The 23862-nt window shown below is 46.6% G+C and carries 10 protein-coding genes; all 10 read right to left on the bottom strand.

All coding sequences use genetic code 11. The features are described from left to right. Positions 1 to 240: 240 nt before the first annotated feature. The gene (locus NIASO_RS18610; protein ID WP_008588559.1) at positions 241 to 3360 is read right to left on the bottom strand and encodes a DUF6298 domain-containing protein; all 3120 of its coding nucleotides are present in this window, start codon (positions 3358 to 3360) and stop codon (positions 241 to 243) included. A 119-nt stretch (positions 3361 to 3479) separates the two neighbouring features. Beyond that, positions 3480 to 5117: a pectate lyase family protein gene (locus NIASO_RS18605; RefSeq protein WP_008588558.1), complete on the bottom strand. Its 1638-nt coding sequence runs from the start codon at positions 5115 to 5117 to the stop codon at positions 3480 to 3482. Positions 5118 to 5273: 156 nt separating this feature from the next. Then, positions 5274 to 6905: a pectate lyase family protein gene (locus NIASO_RS18600; protein WP_008588557.1), complete on the bottom strand. Its 1632-nt coding sequence runs from the start codon at positions 6903 to 6905 to the stop codon at positions 5274 to 5276. Positions 6906 to 6978: 73 nt separating this feature from the next. Further along, positions 6979 to 8952, bottom strand: coding sequence for a RagB/SusD family nutrient uptake outer membrane protein (locus NIASO_RS18595; protein ID WP_008588556.1), 1974 nt, complete (start codon positions 8950 to 8952; stop codon positions 6979 to 6981). 144 nt (positions 8953 to 9096) lie between these two features. Beyond that, entirely contained in the window at positions 9097 to 12438 is a 3342-nt protein-coding gene (locus tag NIASO_RS18590; RefSeq protein WP_008588555.1) for a SusC/RagA family TonB-linked outer membrane protein, read from the bottom strand. Positions 12439 to 12467: 29 nt separating this feature from the next. Next, positions 12468 to 13154 (bottom strand): DUF3826 domain-containing protein, encoded by a 687-nt coding sequence (locus tag NIASO_RS18585; protein WP_008588554.1) that lies wholly within the window; start codon positions 13152 to 13154, stop codon positions 12468 to 12470. A gap of 761 nt (positions 13155 to 13915) precedes the next feature. After that, the gene (locus NIASO_RS18580; protein ID WP_008588553.1) at positions 13916 to 16324 is read right to left on the bottom strand and encodes a glycoside hydrolase family 2 TIM barrel-domain containing protein; all 2409 of its coding nucleotides are present in this window, start codon (positions 16322 to 16324) and stop codon (positions 13916 to 13918) included. 37 nt (positions 16325 to 16361) lie between these two features. Further along, positions 16362 to 17459, bottom strand: coding sequence for a glycoside hydrolase family protein (locus NIASO_RS18575; protein WP_008588552.1), 1098 nt, complete (start codon positions 17457 to 17459; stop codon positions 16362 to 16364). Then, entirely contained in the window at positions 17459 to 20146 is a 2688-nt protein-coding gene (locus NIASO_RS18570) for an alpha-L-rhamnosidase (protein ID WP_008588551.1), read from the bottom strand. The genes NIASO_RS18575 and NIASO_RS18570 overlap by 1 nt, the downstream gene beginning before the upstream one ends. Before the next feature lie 13 nt (positions 20147 to 20159). Beyond that, positions 20160 to 23690, bottom strand: coding sequence for a malectin domain-containing carbohydrate-binding protein (locus NIASO_RS18565; protein ID WP_008588550.1), 3531 nt, complete (start codon positions 23688 to 23690; stop codon positions 20160 to 20162). Between the last annotated feature and the right edge of the window lie 172 nt (positions 23691 to 23862).

The following is a 23862-nucleotide window of genomic DNA, read 5'->3' as shown; positions in this document are numbered from 1 at the left end:
AATTTAAAAAGTCTTTTTGACTTTTCCAACTTTTCATTCATTTACTTTGCCGGTAAGGCGGCAAGACGGTAAATTATACCAATTGAAAAATACGACCTTTTCGATTTCCCGGCCAATCATTGGCTCCTGGCTTTTTGGCCGGCCTTAACCTACGTTCTATTGAGCTCCGACCGCGGTTAGAGGTTATTCACATTGAGGCCCCTTCAGGTATTTTTATAGATTAAAAACAACATTGATGCCTTATTGACTAATCCATGCAATGCCCGAATCATCAGGGAAGGTTAGCGAGAGCCTATTATTTTCAACGGTCACCGGTTCTGTTTTTAGCAGCTTTCCGGTTTTAGCACTGATATAATGCACTTTTACTTTTCCCTGCAGTAACGGAGCGCTGACCAGACTTTTACCCGGCGTGTTATTATATACAATCATTCCTTTATTGCCCTGCAGTACATAATGCCCGCGCTCATTTGCGGCCACCGGTGTCATTTCCGTAGCCGCCGTCAAAAAGTTCTTATCCGTTCCTTCCGGCAACAGCGCAAGAGAACCTCCCGCCATAAAAACAGCCCAGCCCAGTTTATCGGCGCCATCCGCAGAATACATTACGGCTTTGCCCGGGTACCGGAGGCGATACTCCTGCACCGCACGGTACACCTGTTCAAAAGAACTGGCCTTGGGTTTTAATAAACGTGCCCACTGGCGGGGCGCCAGGTTCCTGCCTCCTTCCGGAGCATAGGCAGATCCGTCTGCCTGGTAATGCCAGTATTTAATATCAATAACGTTTACTATAGCCGCGTACTTCGGATCCTTTAATACCGCATCCTGTACATCCTTAGTAGTGCTCAGTCCAATGTATTCTTTCTTATTTTTTTGTTCCCAATCAGCAATGGTCTGCAGCCAGAATTGTACAAAATGCAGGGGCCCTGTAAACTCTTCTGCCGTAAATTGTATAACGTTGCTGTTATTTTTAAAATTATCCAGGCATTTCCAGATGTACTGCTGATGCAGCTTCCGGCGCTCCGGCTGCTGTACATCATAAAACTGTTCTGCATAAAAAATGCGCTTATCCCCCGCAAAATTTACCGGTTCATTAAAGCCGGTGTGATTAATATTGTTGGCCGTACGCCAGGGAAAGTCTGCATAGTGCGCCCCGGCTTCTATAATATTATGCTGGAAATAATTCTGATACAGCAAAACTCTTCCCTCCTGCCCGGCTAAGGCAGCAAATTGCTGCATACGGGTCCAGAACCATTGATTGTATTGGGTCAAATCATATTTGCTCAGCCCATCCCATGCTGTATCTATTCCCGTCCGCTTAAAAGGAAGCTCATAAAAAGGCGGCCATACCTCACCATCCATTCTCCTGATGCGCTCGTGGTCATCCCGCCGTCTTTCATACCATAAGGCATAGTGCTGGTTCAGGGCTATAATATTATTTGCCTTCATTGAATCCACCACATCCTGCAGGTTATCGGTAAGCCCGGGCCCTATGCGTCCCGGCACAAAGCGGGTGATCGCCATTTTGCGTTTGGCCTGCTCCAGGTCTTTGGCCTCCACGCCGCCGTTCCACCAGGGCACTTCCTGCACCCCCCCGGTCAGCACTTTCCCGGCTCCGTCAACCAGCCACCCGTTCTGAAGTTGCATTGATGCGGCTGGCGCATGTACCCGTTCTCCGTCTTTAGCGGTTTTTGTTATAATTTTTGCTCCCTTTGCTTCTGTACTGATCGTGTTATGTGCAGCAGCCTGCCGGATCCACTCCACTAGCTGCATTTTTGGTTTTGACGCTTCTTTTGTTAATTGCTGCGCCACCGCAACCGACGGGCTGCTGGAGGCCTCTGATTCCACGTCCAGGATAAATGATTGCTGCGGGGAAGGCTTGCCCAACCGTTCCCGCAATTGGGTATAATAAAAACTGCGGGGAGTAAGCGTATTGTTCGATTCTCCCCAGTACCCATCGCCCGCAAACTGGCTCCAGGAACCCAGGGCCCAGTTTTGCGCCGTAGGCGGCTTATAACAATCAATGCGCGCTGCACTACAGTTCCAGAGTAAACTGTTGGCAGCCGACCAGCCGGCGCCCTGGCCGTCCTGGCCCCTGTTCCCAAAACGTATCGCATCGCCGTCTATCACTACCACATCAAACAGGACCCCCGAGGCCCAGCGATCAATGGTACCGGAAAAATTATAGGGACGCTCCGAATAACATTGCACAAAAGCATTGGGACCGGCGGCTGTATGGCCAACGGAAAAATCATGATAACCATTAATTGCATAGCAGCGCTGGAACAGGGTTTGCTGTCCTCTTGTAAAAAAGGTATACCTTCTCTGTCCGCCGATCTCGGAGACCGGTTCTTCGGAAATACAATCTTCAACGGTTACCCGGCTTGCCGTTTCCAGGAGGTATACGGCGGAGCCGGCAAAATGTTTAAACGAAACCTGGCGCACCCAGGCGTCCCGGACATTCTCCATGGTGATGGCCATCCACCGGTGGTCTTCATCCTTCGGATAGTGTTTGTCAAAATCCGATACCAGCGTAATATTTTCAATGCCAACAGTGTTGATCCGCCCCGGCCAGGTAAAAGCCGCCACGGTACCGCCGCCATATTTTTTATCAAAGGAATTGGTAAGCGGCGCATCAATCGTTATTTTATTTCCTGCAACCGCTGTTATGCTTCTTTCAAAGTTCAGGTCCACTTCACCTGGCTTCCAACCCAATGCCGAAAGCCCGCCGCCAAAGCTCCGCACCCCCAGCAGGTCGATCCATTCAGATGTTGAAGGCCGCTTTATGGTGATATCGTCTCCGGCCTTAAGAGTGCCGGCATCCGCTACAGAAAAGGAATGGGCATTTACCGGCACATAATCCTGGGCAATATCTATTTCCTTTTTTCTTACCCGGTCATCCGTTCCAAACACACGGATCAGCGCTTCCCTGCCGGCGCCTTTACCAAAAAGCGTTGTTTGCCCTGCTGCCCCGGCGCCCCGCAACACTACTCCAGACTGCTTTATAACTAACTGCCCCGATACGCTGTAGCCCCCTTTTTGTAACAATACGGCTCCGCGAAAGCCATTCTTATCCGGTGTTAGTGCAGACACATAATCAATGGCCGATTGTATAAGAGCAGTAGCATCGCCTTGCGTAACCGGTACAACCGCTTTTACCGGAACAAAGGGAATGGGGGTATCCGAAGCTTTATATCCGCAATAAGAGTAATCGGGAATACGATCGCCTGTAACGGAATCCGCCGTGTATACCAGCTTTCCCTTTTCTGCCGTAACCGGCAATATTGGTTTGGGCGGCTTTGGCTTTTGTGCCGGAGCAGTCAACCCAATAGCTAATGCAATTATTAAAAGAAGTGTTGCTTTCAAAATAATACTTTTAATCAATATAATATTTTCCCCGTGGTTTTTAGTGCCGCCATGGTGAAAAGCCGGCCACTAAAAAACTGAAGCACAGAAAAAATGCTTCCGAATAAAGAAACCCCGGATTACCGGGGTGTTACTGTGTTAAGATTCACTAAACCGTTCAGGTAGTTTTCAACATTACTATACCCATTTGCCGCAAGGGCCGGGGCATCTGAAGCGTTCCGGGGATTCAGACCATTTTTCTTTTCATATTCATCCGGCATTCCGTCATTATCGGAATCTTTGTAAGGCGTACCCTTATAAGCCGGGTAACCGCCCACCTGTTGGATATCGGAAATGATCCCGTCCTTATAAGAATCCAGCGGCAGCCTGCGCTTCAGGTATTTGGATACGGGGGCCGGCTTTGCATCTTTGCTATACGTGATCTTACCGGTTCGTACATCTTCCACTACCCGCTGATCCACTGCATCCCGTACAGGCAATATCGCGCCCGCATTTTTTAATACATAATCGTATGCCTGTGTTGCTTTCAATATGGGGAAGGTCGCCATCGGAAAGGGCTTGTCCACTCTGATCCGGCTCAGCGCCGCAGCAACATCCGCCTTATCTTCCAACTGCACCCCTCCGGCCCAGTTGTCTTTCGTAACTTTTTCATTTCCCTCTACAATATTTCCGTTCACATACGCTTTTCCGAAGATCAGGGTATCTTTTCTCGACCGGCTGGATTCGGGTTTTAAAATACGATAAGCAATGGGCTGATTCTTTGGAGTGATCGGCCCCGGCTTGTAATAGTTGTTGATAAAATTAAAAAGCGATTTATCATCACCGCCATCAGCGCTCCGGTTCCACCAGTTAAAGATCACATTATTGGCAAACCCAAAATCACCGTCCATCCCTACTGAAGGGTTTCTGGCCACGTTATTTGCCCAGAGGTTACGCATAAAAGTACTGTTCCTGCCGCCAATGGTGCTGCCAAAAGCATGATTCCAGGTATCCAGCGCTTCTGAAAAAATGGAGTTTTGTATGGTTACATTTACCGTTGGTAATTTTTCGCCCTTTCCATTGGATTGCCGTTCATATACATGGCGATAGATGCTCATATTCTCATCCAATCCCCAACTGGCAGAAACATGATCGATCATAATATTGCCGACAGCGTTACCGCCCAACCCATCATCTCTTCTGGTAACTTCCGTTTGTCCTCTTCTGAAACGCATAAAGCGGATGATCACATCATGCGTATCGATCAATACGGATTCTCCTGCGATACAGATCCCATCGCCCGGCGCGCTTTGTCCCATTATGGTTATATAGGGCGCCCGTATGTTGAGCGGGCGGCTTAAATGAATGATGCCTGCCACGTTAAAAACAATAATGCGGGGGCCACCCTGTTCACAGGCCCAGCGAAAACTTCCCGGTCCGTCGTCATTAAGATTAGTAACCACAAACACTTTTCCGCCACGCCCGCCGGAAGTATAGGCGCCGCCACCCTGTGCACCCGGGAAGGCCGGGATCGCCGCTTTTAAAAGGTCGGACGATTTTGAGGCCCAGGGCCTGTAGGGTTTGCCGGCTTTCTCTCCCCCCTCAACAACCGGGAGCGCTTTGGCCCATGCCTGATCAGAAAGCTTCTGGTATCTGGCCATAACAGCCGCCTCTGAATCTTCCACTGATTTCGGGATCACCGGATATTGAGCCGCTGCCTGCTTTTGAAAAAACAGCATCCCTGTAAAGCCAATCATGTATAACCAATTCCTGTTCATTATTTATTTTTATTTATGTAATCTGCGATGGTGTACCAATCACCCATCATTATTCCCCGCCGTCATCCCGAACGAAGTGAGGGATCCCGTGCTTCGACAACGAGATTTCTCCTCGGTTTCTTTCAGAAACCTTCGTCGAAATGACGGCGCTTTAATCTATTTTGCCGGCACAACATTCTTTACGTTCACCAAACTATTCAAATAATTTTCAATATTGCTGTACCCGTTCTTTGCTATTGCAGCAGCGTCGGATGCATCGTTAGGCTTCAGCCCGTTTTTCTTTTCATAATCGTCCGGCATCCCATCATTATCGGAGTCCTTATAAGGTGTTCCCTTATACTCGGGGTAGCCCCCTGTCTGGCAGGGATCAGTAATGATGCCGATTTTGTAGGAATCAATGGGCAGCCGCCGGTGTACAAATTGCGTTTTTGGCAGCGGGCAGGACGGTACATTATTGATCTTCCCGGTTTCCACCTGTTTTACAATACGCGTATCCACAGCATCTCTCCTTGGTAAAGTAGCACCGGCATTTGCCAATACAAAGCTTCTGGCAGTTTGTGCATCCACCAGGGTCAGTTGCGGCATTATAAGCGGCTTTGACTGCTTTATATAAGGCGTGTATTCACCCGCATCTTTCTCCTCTTCTACCTGTACGCCGCCATTCCAGTTATCTTTTGTGATTTCAGGATAACCCTGCATAACGTTACCATTTACATAAGCGCGGCCATATACATGGTATTTTAATTTACTGCGGCCGCTTTCAGGTTTCAGGATCCGGTGCCCTACATTACTGTTCTTAGGCGTTGCCGGCCCCGGCTGAAAATAATTATTGATGATATTGAACTGGGCCCGGTAATCACCGCCATCAATGGAGCGGTGCACCCAGTTGAACACTACGTTGTTTGCAAAATTAAAAATACCATTCCAACCTACAGAAGGATTACGCCCGGTATTATCCGCCCAGAGGTTCCGCATAAAGCTGCAATTTTCGCCGCCCAGGGTGCTGCCAAAAGCATGGTTCCAGGTATCCAGGGATTCTGCGAAAATGGAGTTCTGGATGGTGATATTTACGGTCCCAAACTTATCTTCAATTTTCCCGGTACTGTCGTTATACATATGGCGGTACATGCTCATATTCTCATCCAGCCCCCAGGTGGCCGATACGTGGTCGATCATAATATTTCCGATCGGGTTGCCACCGATAGCGTCATCCCTGCGTCCCACCCAGGTTTCGCCCCGGCGAAAGCGCATATAGCGGATGATCACATCATGGGTGTTGAGCCACACGGTTTCACCCGCAATGCAAATACCATCGCCCGGCGCGCTTTGCCCTTCTATGGTGATATAGGGAGCACGCACCATAACAGGAGATTTCAGGCGGATAATGCCGGCCACGTTAAACACGACGATCCGGGCTCCGCCTTGCTCACAGGCCCAGCGAAAGCTTCCCGGCCCGTCGTCATTAAGGTTGGTTACCACAATCACCCGTCCGCCGCGTCCGCCGCGGGCCACTTTTCCACCCCCTTCCGCTCCGGGAAAAGCAGGAATATCCGCATGGGGCAATTCATCATACCGGGAAGCCCAGGGAATATAGGGTCTGCCTTCTGTTGCTTCTTTTTTTATAATGGGGTAGGCAATGGCCCACATACTGTCTGAATGTTTTTCCGCAGCATCCATTAACGCCTTTGCCTTCTCCTGGTCTTCTTTTGATACCTGGGGATATTGGGCATTGGATGTAAAAAATAAACCCATACTAATAACGGCCAGTACACTTTTTTTAAAATCCATCTTTAACGTTGTTCGTTTTTTTATTAAACATTTAAATTAATCAGCCAGTAGTATTAGTTTATTATATTGTTCATTATTGTTGATAATCAAAATTACCCGCGCCTCCGGAATAATCCTGCCATCCAATGGTTTGCTGCAACCAGGGGTTACTGCTCAATGGCGATGTACCAAGACCCGACAAATAATAGTTTGGACGGAATAATATAGTCACTGGTGTATTATTTACCTGGTCCATAGGTTTATCTAATGGCGTCATAACAAACCATTTATTATAAACTGCCTTTAGGTTTTCTATTTGGGTACTAAAATTTGAGGCATCCGGATCTATTAATATATTTCTGTCGGTAGCGGATAGCGGATCCTTGGCAACATAAGTTTTTGCTTGCCAGTAGTAGCCATTACGTGATGTGCCGTTTATGGGCTTAAGTCCCAATTTTGTTACAGAGTTACCACTATTATCGGTATTATCATATAACATCCAGCGCTGTACATCCCAGAAGCGCTTACCTTCATAAGCCAGTTCTATCCGGCGTTCATAAAGACAGGCTTCAATAGCAGCATACTTATCGGCCGGTGTTCCAATACCGTAATTATTCGCCGAAGGTATTCCTACCCGTGCCCGTATCTTTCCCAGATAAGTGAGGGCATTGCCAACATCTCCTTTAGCAGCATAGCATTCAGCTATATTCAGTAAAAGTTCAGCATACCGGTATTCAAATATGCTGGTATTGGAGTAGGTATACCCGGTGCTGTCGGCGGCGGGGTTCGACATTTTATACACTACTGCAGGGCTGCTGGTCTGATTATTTCCATAATAGGCAGGTGATCCGGTTGCACTTGGTTTCCATCTGTAAAACCAGGTAGATTTATTGGCATTTGTTTTAATACCCCACTTAGAACCAGAGAAAGCGAAGGTCCGGTAGAAACGGGGATCCCTGTTTGCGAAGAAAAACGTATCCACGTAGCCATTAGCCGCTGTGGGGCGCAGCCCATTGGCAAGCGGGAATAAATCCAGCATTTCCTTGGTGGCCGAAATACCATTGCCCGAGCCTTTGTAGTCGGTAGGTCTTACTGAATTCTCCCAGCCATTATTATATCCGGAGGATGAGATCTGACTGGTACTAAACAGGAATACCATCAAAGCTTCTTTATTAAATGCAGCCGTTTGTGCATACGTCATTTGTGCCCAGTCTTTGGCGGTTGAGCCGTACAAACCGTAGCCAGCCGCCGTCAGCTTGGTTTCAGCATCTAACCCAGCCTGCAAAGCTGCCTGCCATTTATCGCTGCCGGTATTATCCCAATCCTTATTAAATAAAGGGCTTGCTGCTGTCAGCAATACCCGGCTTTTCATTGCCAGGGCTCCCGCAGCAGTCAGCCTGCCATAATCTGTAGCCGGCACCTCCCATTTCATGGGCAGCAAAGCTGCCGCAGAATCCAGGTCTTTTACAATCTGTACAAAGCATTCTGATGATTTAGAACGGGGTATTTGTATAGATGGATCGCTGGTACTGGCATTTTGAACCGTTAATACAATCGGTACACCACCATACACCCTTACCAGGTCAAAGTATTGCAAGGCCCTTAAAAAGAACATCTGGCCTTTTGCTCTTTGGCGAAAGGTTGCTGATAAATTACCCGTAACCGGCTGATCCATTTTTGCAATGATATCATTGCAAAAACGGATACGTGTATAAGGGTTATTATTAATGCTGGATGTAGTGGTGCCGTAATAGCCATCAGCATCTTTTGCCAACTGCAGGGTACGGCCAGGGTCCGTGTATTTGTTGACGGTTCCTCCCAACTCTTCGGTCATTTGCGACCTGTCTGTGGTATAGGACCCTACTACCTGTTGCAAAGGGCTTCTGTAATTTACAAAATAATAATTATAAACCCTGTCAATATACCAGCCGGCCAGCGTTTCATTGGAGAAAACCTGGTCTTCGCCATATGAATTATAGGGCTTCATATCTTCCAAAAATTTTTTATTGCAACCTGCCGCGACAAGAAGCAGTACGGAAGCCAGCAGAAATAATATTCTATTTTTCATTTGTCTGTTTTTTTGATTTCGCCACGCCCACCTGATTAACTATGCAGCGTATTGTCCTGCTAAATATATTTTTATCACGTGTATAAGATCCGGCACAGCTCATTTCATAATAATATTCGAGTGCTAAAAACTTAAACTAAATTTTTAAAATCCCACACTAAGTCCCAAAGCCCAGGTTCGCAATGTCGGGTACTCTGACTTTGGATCATCGTACATATTGCGGTATTTATTAGGATAAGGATTATACAGGTCCCAAAGGTTATTCCCCGAAAGATAAACCCTTGCATTTTGAATACCTGCTTTTTTAACCCAGGCCACAGGCAAGGCATACCCAACACTTAAACTCCGGACAACCATTCTGAATGTTGGCAACATGAAAAAATCAGAATTTGCTCCCCCAAATGCATCATAATAATACAGATTAGGATATCTGCCATTTGGATTGGTAGTAGAGTCATACATATTAACCAGGTAAATCGGCTGAGACCACATGGCATTAGTGCTTGAAGTTCCCTGTTTAATATAATCCAGCATCCTGTCTCCACCCCAGGATGTAGCTATTTGTGTACGGAGCGACAGGTTCCTCCAGCCTAAACTGATATTAGTTGTAAGCCCATAGCTTCTGTTCGATTTTCTTAATTTAACATAGTCCTCGTCTTCCTGAACGCTACCATTAGGACCTGCAATTGTTTTACCGTTTGCGTCCAATGCCCCAGCCTCATCTTGATACACTAACATTCCCTTTTTCATAGCCGATTTTGTGGTAATCCCCATAAAATTGGGCGCTGCACCTGCAATGCCGGAATTCGCAGCATTTTGGGTCAGATAGTTCCAGTAATTATCAATATCGGCATCCGTACGTAATATACCATCCCCGCCTGATGTTTGCTTCCATGTGCTGAAACCCCACACCGGCGCATAGGCATAATTGCCGATAGCCCTGGCGGTACTTGTTATAGAAGGATAGTTAAAGGCCTGATCAAAATATTTAACCGTTTTATAATTGCTGAAGCCTGTATTAACACCAATAGAATAGTTGAAGTCGCCTATATTGTCCTTCCAATTAACAGAAAGCTCCGTTCCCCATGCATTTACAGCGGCAAAATTTTGCTCGGCAAATGCACCACCAACGGAGATAGGAGAATTAAGTGCTTTCGACATATCGGTTAACATATCGCGGGTAGAATTAAAATACTGATCGAAGGTGACGGAGAGGCGATTCTTCAGAAAAGCCATATCCAGTCCAAAGTTTCGTTGCAGGGTATTATCCCATCTAACCTCCCGGTTAGGCGTAACGCCCGGGGTCAGGCCTGTAACGTACATTCCGCCATTGCTGCCAAAGCCAAAACCTTTATCTGTTTGTGCCCCGTAAACCTGTAACCACTTCCAGGGTTTAATGTTATTATTTCCGGTATGACCAACGTTAGCACGGATCTTTAAAAAATTGACCCAGGGAAGATTATCTCTGATAAATTTCTCGTCAGACATCACCCATCCTGCAGACAGTGCCGGGAAAAATCCCCAGTAATTCTCAGGAGCAAAAACAGTGGAGGCATCAGACCTGAAAACAAACTGCAACAAATACCTGTTCTTAAAGCTGTAGTTCAAACGGCCCAGGTAGGATAAAGAGCCTCCCTCATAACGATAGGTAATCGTATTAGATGTATTAAGCGTTCCCGCAGATATTGAAGTACCATTATAAATATCCGCATTAGGCGTGTCATATATTTGGTACCTGTCTTCCCCACTATTAGTCGCTCTTTCAACCGAAGCCATTGCGGAAAGGCTATGCTCTCCAAATTTTCTATCATATGTAACAAAAAAGTTGGATTGTTCATTTTTAGAAGTAGTGTTGTCGTAGGTAACGCGTGTATTGGCCTTGTTCGTTATTGCAGCCCAATGGGTAGGATCGACTTCAGAGAATAAATGCTGTCCGGCAGACGTGATGTCCTTGTTCTGATATAACAAAATAGGGAACATATTCTGTTCAGTGTTGCCAGATGCCTGCGACAAGCCATAGTTTACTTTAAACGCTAAGCCTTTAATAAACGGAACATCATACTGCAATGAGAAGTTAACATTATAATTAAACTGCTTATTAGTAGTCTTGGACCCATTATTCATTAAGGCATAATAGTTATAGTTACTTAAGGAATTGTTTCCGGAGGCGCTACCTAACCTGTTTGAGCTTAGGGGTGGTGATATATACTGATCCATCCCATTTATATTATATGACCACGGAATATACTTAGGCATGTGTAATAAAACGTTATAATCATTTTGTTCACCGCCAACCGCAAAACCATCACTAAAGTTTATTTTACTAAATGACTTTTCCAGATTGGTATTAGCTGCTGCAATTGTTACGCCTAAACGTAAGCCGCTTAACAACTTTACATCGGTACCTCCCCTATAGGTCCATCTTTTAAAATCCTGTGAGCCCAGGTTGGGGCTTTGGGTATAATAGGACACCCCGGTAAAATAAGTAGCCCGTTCAGCGCCGCCACTAAGATCTAAAGAGTGTTGCATGGCATTAGCTGCTCTCCAGTCATTAGCCAGCCAGTCATAATTTAAAGAATCCATCGAAGCCAATTCATTGTCTGTATACAGGTTATTTGTGTTCCAGCCCGCAGCTCTTCCAAAACGGTTGGAGAACTCGCCAAATTGTCTTGCATTCATCACTTTAGCGTGACTTACCGCATTGTTGGTTTCAAATTTTGCATTATAAGTCACCCGCGGAGCGCCTATTTTTCCTCTTTTGGTTTTTACGATCAAGGCGCCCTGAGAGGCTCGTGAACCATAAATGGCCGCTGCGGCATCACGCACAACAGTAATACTTTCAACTTCAGACAGATCCAACTGATTGAACCGGTCCAGGCTGTTCAAACCTGTTTGAGGATCAACCTGTATTACATCGTCAATTACGATCAGGGGGAGGTTATTACCGTTATCCTTACCCCAGTTGAACTGTTGCCGTATATCAAGGGTTGCTAACGTACCCGGGCGGGTACTCCCCCCCGACACATTAAGGCCCGGGATCTGACCGCGCAAGGCCTCTGTAATGGAGGCTACGGGATTATCCGCAACCGCTGCGGGGTCAATAGTGGCTATCGATCCTGTAATATTTCTTTTGTTTTGGGTACCATACCCGATTACCACTATTTCATCCAGCTTGTTCTCCTGTCTTTTAATTTTTATCCGGATGGAATCCCCGGGGGTTACCCGCAGCTCACCGTATTCGTATCCGATGTGTGAATACTGTAAGGTTGCGCCGGCGGCGGATATATTCATTGTAAAAATCCCCTGACTATTGGAGACAGCAGTTTGCGGACCATTTTTCACTTTAATGGTAACACCGGAAATGACCTCTCCGGTAGAATCGTCTACAGTCTGGCCCGAGATCGTTTTTGTTTGCGCCTGCGCCTGTAGTCCCCAACAGATAGTCAGTACAACGCACGCGACCTTTAAAATTGTTTTGTAAAACATATGGCTTTTTGGTTTTTTGTTTTTGTTGTTTATTTATGTGCCTGTTGTGTTTTCATACGTTCCTGCCACGCTTTGCTTTCTTTATTTACATCATACCCATGTGAAGACAGATAGTTATTGATCCGCCCTTTGTATTTTCCAAACCAGGCATGTTTCTTTTCGGAGGACCCCGCATCTATGGCCAACTCCCGCGCCTCTACCAGGGCATTCATAATGTATTGTTTCTCTTCAGTGGTTAACCGGGGGATCATTTCCAGGTACCCTTTGTAAGTAAGCGGCAATACATTATAGGTCATGCCGTTTTTGATGACATCGATCTGCCCGGCATCGAGGTATTTTGATAATTGCGTTAAATAAACCTTATGTTGCTGTGTTTTTTCAGCAGTTAGTTTTTTCTGTTGGTCGGCCAGCGCTGCATCTGTTGCCGCTTTATCTTTCGCGGCGTTCTTAATTGTTTTTACCGCAGCGGCATCCCGCGCATCAATGGCGCTCAGCTCTATATATTGTTTGGCAACTACATCCCGCACCTTATAAAATTTTACAGAATCTTTCAAGTCTAACGGTGTAACAATTTTATACGCACGGGCCTCTATACTTTTTTTATAGGCGATTGCTGCCTCGTCGGATTGCGCGTGGGCTACCCCAATGATCAGCATTCCTGTTAAAGCAAATTTTCCAATGAAACGCAAGCCTTCCTTTCTAAATAACCAGAGCATCTTACAACCGTTGTAGAAGTTTAAAAAAATAATTTCCTGAAACCGACGTTAAAAATAGAACGTCTGGTAAGAACAAGCAATGTCATGTTTCGCTAAGAAAATGGAATATTTTCCTATTTTACGCAATGGTTTGCGTTCGGTAGGCGAGAAGCTTTCAAAGCCTTTTAGCGCATTACTAAAGCGCCCCCGCTGTTAGCGGGGGCGCGAAAGAAATTTCAGAAACGGCTAATATGTAATATATTATTTGTCTGATTTACGTTTAATTCTAACTAGATTTTAAAACTACATCAGAAAGAAAGATATGCCAGATGCCGATGACATATGTTTTTAAGTTATGAAAGATCGATAAATAATCTGACACTTTAGATTCGCCGGATATACGACAACTGAATAACGAATACTTATTGAAATAAAGCAGGTATAGCCCGGAGGGCGCAATGTGAATAGCCCCTGGCGCGGCCAGGGGCGGCAGATGTAGTAGCGGATTCGACCCCATCCGGGGGCCGCTCGCTGCCTATTTGTTGCCCCCCAGCTAACGCTGAAGGTTATGCACATTGCACCCTTCGGGTACTTCAGTAATTACTACAGAAAGATCAATTTGAGTACAAACTCAGGGCATGTGTCCACACAACAGAACGAAAACCGGGAGGAGTGAACAGAGGAATCCCGTTCTTTAATATTGAGATTTCTCTTCACCCTCCTGCGTCGGGCGCATCGAAATGACGATGCCTTAATGTATCATCGTAGCAATAATCAGGCAATTATTCTACAATAATTGAGCTTGATGTAGCTTTTAACCCATCCGCCGTAACACGAATCGTCGCAGTCCCTTTGTTCAGCCCTTTTATCATTGCCAGCCCCAGCCCGTTATACACCTTATGCCGGTTGGTTTGAAAAGGTTCCAGATCTGCGGGGTAGCCGTTATCCATCGCCACCACCCTTGCATTTGCCGTGGTAGTAACCTTAACCAGGTTATCCGCCATTGGTACTAAATTGCCCTCTTTATCCACTATGCGGATGGAAACAAAAGACAATTCATTATCCGCCAGACGAATATTTTTATTTTCAACCGTCAGCTCTATCCGGGCCGGTGTTCCGGCTGTTTTCACCGTTCGTTCCTGTACCGTATTCCCGTTTTTATAGGACACCACTTTTAACGTTCCCGGTGTATAGGGTACGTGCCAGGTTACGTGAAAGGAAGTGTCCGCCTTTCTTTTACGGCCCAATGTTTTTCCATTTAAAAAAAGTTCCACCTCATCTGCGTTGTTATAATAGGCCATTACATCCACCGTCTGCCCTTTGTTCCAGTTCCAGTGCGGCAGCAAGTGCAGCACCGGTTTTTGCGTCCATTCACTTTGGTACATGTAATATACATCCTTTGGAAAACCAGCCAGGTCAACGATCCCGTAATAGGAACTTCTTGCCGGGTAAGGGTACGGTACGGGTTCACCAAGGAAATCAAAACCAGACCACACAAACTCACCAGACAGGTAATCATACTTTTTTATAATGCGCCAGGTTTGTTCATGCGTGGCGCCCCAGTAAGCTGCTACATTATCGTAAGCAGAAACCGTAAAATCCGGGTTACCGTTTTCAACATATTTAAATTTGGAAGATGACGGCCATTTGCGCAAAGAATCCGCAGGACCGTCGTAATGCCCGCGGGTGGCCAGACCGGAAACCGTTTCTGCGGCAATAAATTTTTCACCGGGATAGTTTACAGGAAATGCTGCATAGGAATCAATATGATAATTCAGCCCAATAACGTCTAATGCTTTGGATTGATAAATAAAATTCTTCGCCGGATCATTTTCGCTTAGCGCACAGGTAACCGGCCGGGTAGGATCCAGCTCTTTAACGATACCCACCAGTTCCTTCGCCAGGGTGATACCGGTGGAATCAAACTGTTCCCTTATTTCATTACCTATGCTCCACATAAAAACACTGGGATGATTCCGGTCCCGTTTTACCATATGTTCGAGATCCTTGCGGTGCCAGGCCGGAAAATCGCTGAAATAATCATACTTGTTTTTCTTTTTAGCCCACATATCAAAGGATTCGTCCATCACCAAAAAGCCCATTTCATCGCACAGATCCAGGAATTGCGGGTCCGGTGGATTGTGCGCCGTACGGATCGCGTTGGCGCCCATCTCCTTCAGAATGCGCAACTGGCGTTTGGCTGCCGACTTATTAAAAGCTGCCCCCAGGGCTCCCAGGTCGTGGTGCATACAAACGCCCAGGATCTTCATCGGCTCACCATTTAAGGCAAAACCTTTTTTTGCATCAAAATTAAAATACCGGATACCGAAGGTGGTTTGCCATTGGTCCATCAGTTTGCCCGCTATACTCATTTTAAATACCGCTTTATATAACTGCGGACTTTTTACGGACCAGAGTTGGGGCTGTTTTATTTCCGTTTGCAGGGTGCATACACTGTCATTCTTCCAGCTTCCCGTTGGAAGCGCCGTTGCGATCTTATTACCCGATGGGTCATAGATCTCACAACGCAGGTCAACTGATCTATCCCCTTTCCTGATATTTAACAACGTTGTTGTTGCGCTGAATAACGCATTCTGCTCATGCACCTGCGGGGTAGTAATAAAAGTGCCCCATTTTTCAAATGCGGCCTTTTTTGTAATAACCAGCCTTGTATCCCGGTAAATACCCGAACCCGAATACCATCTTGAGTTAGGCTGCTGACTATTGTCTACCCTCACGGCAATTATATTCTTTTGAGCACCGTATTTTACAAAGGGCGTCAGGTCATAACTAAAAGAGGTATAGCCATAAGGCCATTTACCCAGGTATTGCCCGTTGATCCATACTTCCGCATCGCGATATACCCCGTCAAATTCAATGCTGACCCGACTTCCGGGCGCTGCATTTGTTGTAAATGTTTTACGATACCAGCCAATGCCTCCCGGCAACGCACCGCCCGCATTGCCTGCAGGGTTCGTTGCAGCAAAACGCCCTTCAATGCTCCAATCATGCGGCAGGTCCAGCAAACGCCAGGTTTCATCTTTAAACGACTCCTTTTTCCATCCGGCCTCGTCGCCCATCTGAAAGCGCCAGCCCTTATTAAAATCAATCACCTTGCGGGGCGATTGCTGCGCGGCTACAACACCTATTATCCCTAACAAACAAATACCTAACTGTACTATATATTTCATAATGCTGATTGTGAATACCTGGGAAGCTTTTGAAACCTCACAGGCCGTTGATAAACCCGATTTTACTTCTTCCCTTATCCACCGATGTAGCTACGGCAATACCCCGGTGATCTCTGGCATCCACCGCGCAATAAAAATGATACACCACCCCGTTATGTTTTAATACAAACGATTTGTGCGCATACTTTTGATCATAGTCTTCTGATGATTGTATGAGGTTATCCCCTGTCCAGTCGGTCCAGTGAATCAGATCATACGAACAGGCAAAGCGATTAAAAGCGCCCGGCCGGTCTGTCCAGAAGGCCCCAAAGTAAAACATTACCCAAAGATGGCCGATGCGCTGAAGCATGGGATCACCGGTGATCCCTGCGGGATGGTGCACTACCGGATCTTTCAGATAGCGCTTCCAATGCACCATGTCATTAGATACAGCCATGCCGATGCGTTCATACCATCGCGTTTTCTTATTATCCTTTAATGAATCGCCGACTGCATTGTAATACATAATAAACCGGTGCCCCGTATGGTGGGCCTTATCTTCTATTACATAACTCTTAAAAAGTTTATGCCGGTTTTCCCACCATCTTACATCAGCGTCCTGTGTACTCAATACCGGCGCCGGCAGCCTTTGCCAGGGCAATGCCTGTACGGGGGGCCGGGTCGTATAAGCCATTCCGATCGATAAGGGTTCCGGCTCATATCCTGCAGTAGCCCCACCGATATAGGACATCCAGTACTTTCCATCAAATTTCCCCAGGTTATAATCGCCGCCCCAGCGGGTATCCACTAATGCATTGTACCCCGCTTCCTGGTTGGCGTCCCAACCGGTTTGGGTAAACACTAATTGTTTACCCAATGTTTTCCAATGCAACAGGTCCTTGCTGGCCGACAGCCAGGTTTCATAACCGTGTCCATTAAAAACCACGTAGGTCATATACCAGGTATTACCCTGTTTATATACCGTTGGGCAATCCACTTTCTGCGTAGTATCCGGGGGCAATACCACCAGCCCGTATTTATAAGGCGTTTTTATTTCCTCATAAATTTTCTGCATTTCCACTTGCGGCACTTTGCGCTGCGCAATTGTTATATTGAATAAAAATATTCCTATCAGCCCCAGGCTTATCTTTCGCATTATTTTAATTTTACTGTAAAGCTGTATGTTCCGGAACCAATTTTTCTTTGCTGCTGATCATAGCCGGGCGGAAAATAAACTGTAGCCGTCGTATTCGGAGGAATGGATACCGTAACCGTAAACTGTCTGCCTTCTTTTTTCCATCCGGCTTCAATCAGACCATATACCGAATGATACTGCGCGCGCGCATGGGTGATGCTACCCACCGGGTGCGGTCTTATTTCTATTGCTTTGAACCCAACGGATCCTTCCGCCTGCCTGATTCCGCACAGGCCGGAATAGAACCATTCCATTAAATGCCCTAACATAAAATGATTATTGGAAACAGAAGGCAGGGCAGCCCAGGATTCGGTAAGCGCTGTTGCCCCATGGGCTAATTGGTATCCATACCCCGGCACATCACTCCGGTTATTCATATCATAGATCACATCACTATAGCCCGCATCTTCCAGGGCCCTTAACACATACCGATACCCCACATCACCGCCTGTAAGCGCATTGTTGTGCGCCCGGATATCCTTAACCAGGTTCTGCACAACAGCATTGCGATCCCGGGGCTCCACAAGCCCCATATACAAGGCCATGGCGTTCGCCGCCTGGCTGCCCGTTGCATATTGCTTTGTGATTGTGTTAAAGAACTTTTTATTGAAGGCCATTTTTACTGTTTGTGCCCAATCTTCAAAAAAAGGAACCTCACTCTTATACCCTAATACACGCGCTATTTTGGAGAGGATGGTCAGATCGTAATAATAGGTAGCCGTTGAGGTAACGCCCTCCGGTGTTAATTGCGAAACACCCGGCCGGTTAGGGCCGAGGTCAAACCAATCGCCCAAACCAAAATATAAAATATGACCCTTTGCTTTCCCTTTAAGATAGTGCACATATTTCTTCATCATCGGGTACGCATCCCGCAAAATAGCCGTATCGCCATACCATTGAAACGCGTACCAGGGAAAGATCACCCCGGCGCTTCCCCATTCGGGCGAATCACGAAAGCCACCGTCAAAATGTACATATTCGGGGGCTATATCCGGTATCAATCCCTCAGGGGTTTGCGCGTCGATCATATCATGTACTACTTTTTTGATCAATGCGGCGATATCATAATTATACTGTACAGAGGCGCCCATCAGGTGGGTTTCCTCCAGCCAGCCCAGCTTTTCCCGGTGGGGGCAATCGGTAAAAACACTTACCATATTACTGCGAATGGCCCAGCGGATCAGATCATTCGTCTTGTTAAACAATGCATTTGAACAACTGAAGGATCCAATCTCATCAGCACTGTTGCGGATATGCAGGCCTTTTAATTTTTTTATAACGGGAAGCCCTGTATTGCCGGCATGGGGCGTGGCGCCTTCTACCTGTACATAACGAAACCCATAATACGTGAAACGTGGCTGCCATTCTTCTATGCCTGTCCCCTTCAAAACGTAGGTATAATAATGAGGCGCTCCTGTGGCTTTCTGATTGGCGCTGCCATCGGCATTGATGAGTTCCGCCGGTCGTAACCGGACGGTATCTCCTTTTTTCCCGGAAACTTTTATTGAGGGTATCCCGGAAAAATTTTGTCCCAGGTCATATACCCATACTCCTTTTGACAATTCCTTTTTACTAACGGGGTTGAACACCTGCATCACCTTAACCGGTGCGGCAGACTGCGCAACAAGCTTTGGCGGGCCTGTAGTAACCACGGCTCTTTTCCAACCGGCATCGTTGTATCCTTTTTGGTCCCAGCCCGATTTTTCTTTGCTGGCGTCGTAATCTTCGCCACCATAAATACTGGAAAAGAAAACGGGAGACGGCGCGGTGCTCCAGCTATTATCGGAAACGATCGTCTGTTCAGATCCATCTTTATATTGCACCCGGATTTTTGCGATCATCTTGGGATAGCCATAAGCACCGGTTAGTTTCCGGTAGCGCTCACCGGGAATATAATAAAAGCCATTGCCCAATGATACCCCAATAACATTTTCTCCCCGCCGGAGCTGTTTGGTAACATCAAACGTTACATATTGTGCCTTTTTGGAAAACTGCGTCCACCCGGGATCCAGGAAATGATCCCCGGCTTTTTTTCCATTGATGCTCATTTCAAATTGCCCCAGGCCGCTGATAAAAACGGTAGCGCTTGTCACTGCTTTTTTTATGCCGAATGATTTGCGAAACAAAGGCAACACATCCTTACGCTGCCCCCAGGCCTTTTTACCATTACCATGGGCAAACGGAAGAATGACGCTTGAATCCGGCAACTCCTCATAAGCGATCCACCGGGCGCCGGACCAATCGGCATCTGTTAATAATCCCATCTGCCAGGAGGCAACACTGCTAAAGGGAGACGCCGTGTTCTTTTCATTCCAGACCATTACTTTCCAGTAATATTTTTTGCCTGGTTGCAACGGTTTACCATTATATGGAACCTGGACAGAAGCCTCCGCATTTATTTTTCTTGAATCCCAGATATTCCCCTGTTCTTTTGAAAGTAAACCCGGCGCATCTGCCACCAGTATGCGGTAAGCCGACTGACCTACATTTTTTTTGCCGCTTTTCAGCTCCCAGCTTAAGCCGGGGCGCTGCACGTCTACGCCAAGGGGATCCACTCTGAACTCACAACGCAACCGCACCGGCTGCAATTGCGCCTGCACTGCCATAATTAATAATAAGAAGCAAGTTCCCAACAACAATCGTTTCATTTATAATAGCATTTTATTGGACCTCAATATTAGACACCACCAACCCCTTTGCATTCTTTAAGGCTACACGCACCCTATAATGCCCCGCATTGATCATAGTGCCGGTGTTAACAGTTGCCAGCATCCATTTGCCCGGCTGCGTAAATTTAAGGGAGATTTCCTGCTCCACCATCCTGTTGCCTCCTGCATCAAAGAGCGTTAGCAGCGCAGTACCCGCCCCGGGGTTTGGCCAATAATATTTCAGTGTTATATTATAAATATCGGCTACACCTGTTTTGATGGACCATTTTACAGAAGTACTGTCATTGGTTTGAACAGCCAGCCTGGGTGCACCTGAAAACTCGGCTTTTGTGATGCCTGGCCCTGTAACAGCCCCATCCGTTTTATATGAGGTAACCGGCTTCAGATCGAACGCGGGCTGCATGGTTGAGGCAGGTGTTATTGCCGTTAAAAAACCGGTTGACCCTTTTATTGAAATTTGTTCGCCGGCAGCCATCCGTTTCTTATATACTGCATATTTTTTTCCTCCTTCTTCATCCGTTATTATCCATTCACCTGTGTTGTTAAACCCGTCGGCCGAAGCTCTGGCTGACAGCTCCGGAAATACAGCCTTATAAATGTCTGATGGCAGACGAACCTTAAACGACAGTTCTTTTGTTTGCTTCCTGTTCGTTTGGATCCAGTCTGCTGCAAAAAGCTCCGGTGGTAGTTGATGGATCTGAATTTTTTCATTTGCAAAAGGTGCGTCTCCTATGTCGAGCCATGTACGCTGCATGATTCCATCGCCTTTAAGATTGGTTATATTTTCAAAAGTAGCTGCGGATCGCATGTTGTTTGCCCGGGTGGCAATTGCTATAGCGGAAATGAGCGCCTGCCCCGCTTTGGAATGCGGAAAGGAAATCACCAGTCTTCCCCCAGTCACTGTTACCGGAACTATTTTTTTTAAGGCTGTATTGGTCCCTACCTCTTTCCAGATATCAAGATCCTTCAGCACCACTTCATTATTAAATGCCACATCAAACAGTCGCATTCCGGTTGCATCTATACCACCGCCTATACCCAGCCAGGGTTCTGTAAAATAGAGTTCTACGATATAATTCCCGTCGGGCAGCGGAAAGGTATAATTCAAATCCGCTTTACCATACCGGAACTGCTGAAACAGCGACCAGTCGCGGGTTCCCTTTACCGGAGAAAAACTGCGTCGCTGGCTGGCGAATACCGCCGGCATACCCGGAAAGCGATCCGCCCAGGAAACGGAACCCCAGAAATTTGTTTGAGGTTTGATGTTTAAAGTTTGACGTTCGTTTTCAGAAGGTAACGAACGGTCGGCCTGCCAGGTGTTTTTATTTTCGTCTATGTAATCGGGGCCGCCGCAATTAACCCGGTAAACATATTGATAGCCTTTTTGGGATGCTGTTATATTCTGTGCGCCTTTGTACAATTGATCAAAGTGAGGCGCTTTTGGCAAATGATATAATACAATGGTATCGCGTGCCACGGCTCTTCCGTTTACATAACCTACGGCGTATAAAATATTGTAACGGACCGGAACCTGATCCCATTGAAAATGATAGCCCCGTCTCTTATTTTTTTGTTTGCCCAATGAAGACCCTTCCATATCATTAAACAGCTCCACTTCATCGCAATTCGAGTACACCACTATCGAATCTTTGGTCCCCGGTGTTATCCACCGGTTGGGCCAGGTATGCGAAGCGATATACACCATCGGGTCTGTTTTTTTGGGCGCATAATTAGAGCGGTACATATAATACACATCCGTCGGTTCTTCCCAGGGCGTCAACATCCCTTTATAATTTACCGGCCCGATACGATCTATTCCCCTGAATCCTTCTCCGCCCTGCACCCGTCCCGGGTTATCATGCGAATTCAACAACCAGAAAAAATGGCCGGCACTACTATCCTTTGCCTGTTCACCTAAGCGCAGTTTTTTTTCCATCAGGGCCACCATTTGTTCTTCCGGATAAGAAGCCGGTTGCCGCTTGCTGTTATCCGAGTGCAGATCAATGGTCCGCCAGGCACCGTATTCACCAACCAGCACTTGTTTCTTCAGATCCTGTGCATATGTATCCGGATCCCCGCCGTAGGTTCCGGTCCAGTTCTGCGGCACGTCCCAATCCGTTCCTTTTCCGCCATTACAGGTGGTTACCAGCCGCTCTACAGATGCCGTAGGGTCCAAGCTCCGGACCAGCTCGGTGCATTCCTTTGCAAAATCCTCCGGCAGTTTGCTTTCATTCTGCAGCCCCCATAATATCACCGCCGGATCATTCCTGCGCTCCACTATCCATTCTTTTAAAGACGCCTTAAACTGATCCCGAAAGGCAGGCGTATCGTACCAGATATGTGCGGACAACTGTGGCCACCACAGGATCCCTTTCTGGTCAAACAAACTGCCGTATCTTAAGTTGTGCGGTTGATGCGCGTCGCGAAAAGCATTAAAACCCGCAGCCTGCAGCCATTTCACCCTTGCATCAATTTCTTCATCAGCAAAAGCATGGCTCTGTCCCAATTGGTGCTCATACCCCGCAATACCATTTATAAATACGGGTTGCCCGTTTAATAAAAACTGGTGGGTGGAAGTTTTCCATTGAATGGTCCTGAATCCAAAATCAGTTCTTACTTTATCAGCTTCCACACCACCTGTTTTTATTATCGTTTCAATTGTGTACAGATACGGATGCGCCGGCGACCATAATTCCGGTTGCTTTACCAACAACACCTGCCGGGTTATATTATCCATTTTTAACTGCACCTGCTGACTATCGGCCGCAACCACCTGCTGTTGCCGGTTCTTTACCAGTGTAATTAATTGTGCAGCAACAGACGGGTTGCCTGTATTCTTAATCGTGAGGTCAACAAATAATTTAGTCTGCTCTTTTTTTATATCCGCCCAGGCGTGCACGCCAAAAGGCGCGATATAAACGGGGTTGGTAACAATTAAATGTACAGGGCGAAAAATACCCATTGGCTGCGATCCTTCCGAAAAACCGCGTTCCTCACTGCAGCCACCACAAACCCAGGGCAGATCGGTAATGCCCGCCGGGTGTTTTGCCAGTACGGCAAGATCATTAACGCCATTCTGTTTCACGGCATCCGTTATATCCAGTGTAAAGGTGGTGCGTCCCCCCGCATGCGTCCCTATTTTTATACCATTTACCCAAACGGTGGCATAGGAACCCACTCCTTCAAAAAAAAGGAAATATCTTTTTCCGCTTTGTTTCTTAAGCGTAAACTTTTTCTTATACCAGGCATTGCCATGCAAATTTCCGTGCAGCAACCGCCGGTATCCATAGTAATCATCCCAGTTATGCGGGACGGTTATCTTTTTCCAGCCGGTTGTGGAATAACCGGGCTTTTCAAATCCTGTATATTTTTGTGATCCTGTGGCCGCTTTAATACTGACCCAGCCTTCATTTAACGAAATCGTGTCGCGGGGCTGTGCGACCGCTGTATTGCTTAAAAGAAACTGAAACGCTATCAAAATAGCGCTCCACCGGATCTTATAAAGCATTGCAACCGCCTTCATACATTCTTTAATTGTAAAACCTTAAAGTTTGTCTATTTTTTTTAGGGCAGGCTGCAAAAAACCACTATCCTGATGTAGTTTTTTATTATAGCGATAGCGTCCACTAATTATCAGCCGGGAAGACGGAAAAGCGGGAATTTTAATTTTTAACCACAGAGAAGACTCAGAGGAT

It is taken from the genome of Niabella soli DSM 19437, from assembly GCF_000243115.2.
In the GTDB taxonomy this organism is placed as follows: domain Bacteria; phylum Bacteroidota; class Bacteroidia; order Chitinophagales; family Chitinophagaceae; genus Niabella; species Niabella soli.
Note: the sequence above shows the minus strand (reverse complement) of the source record. Positions and strands in the feature narration are given on the sequence as shown.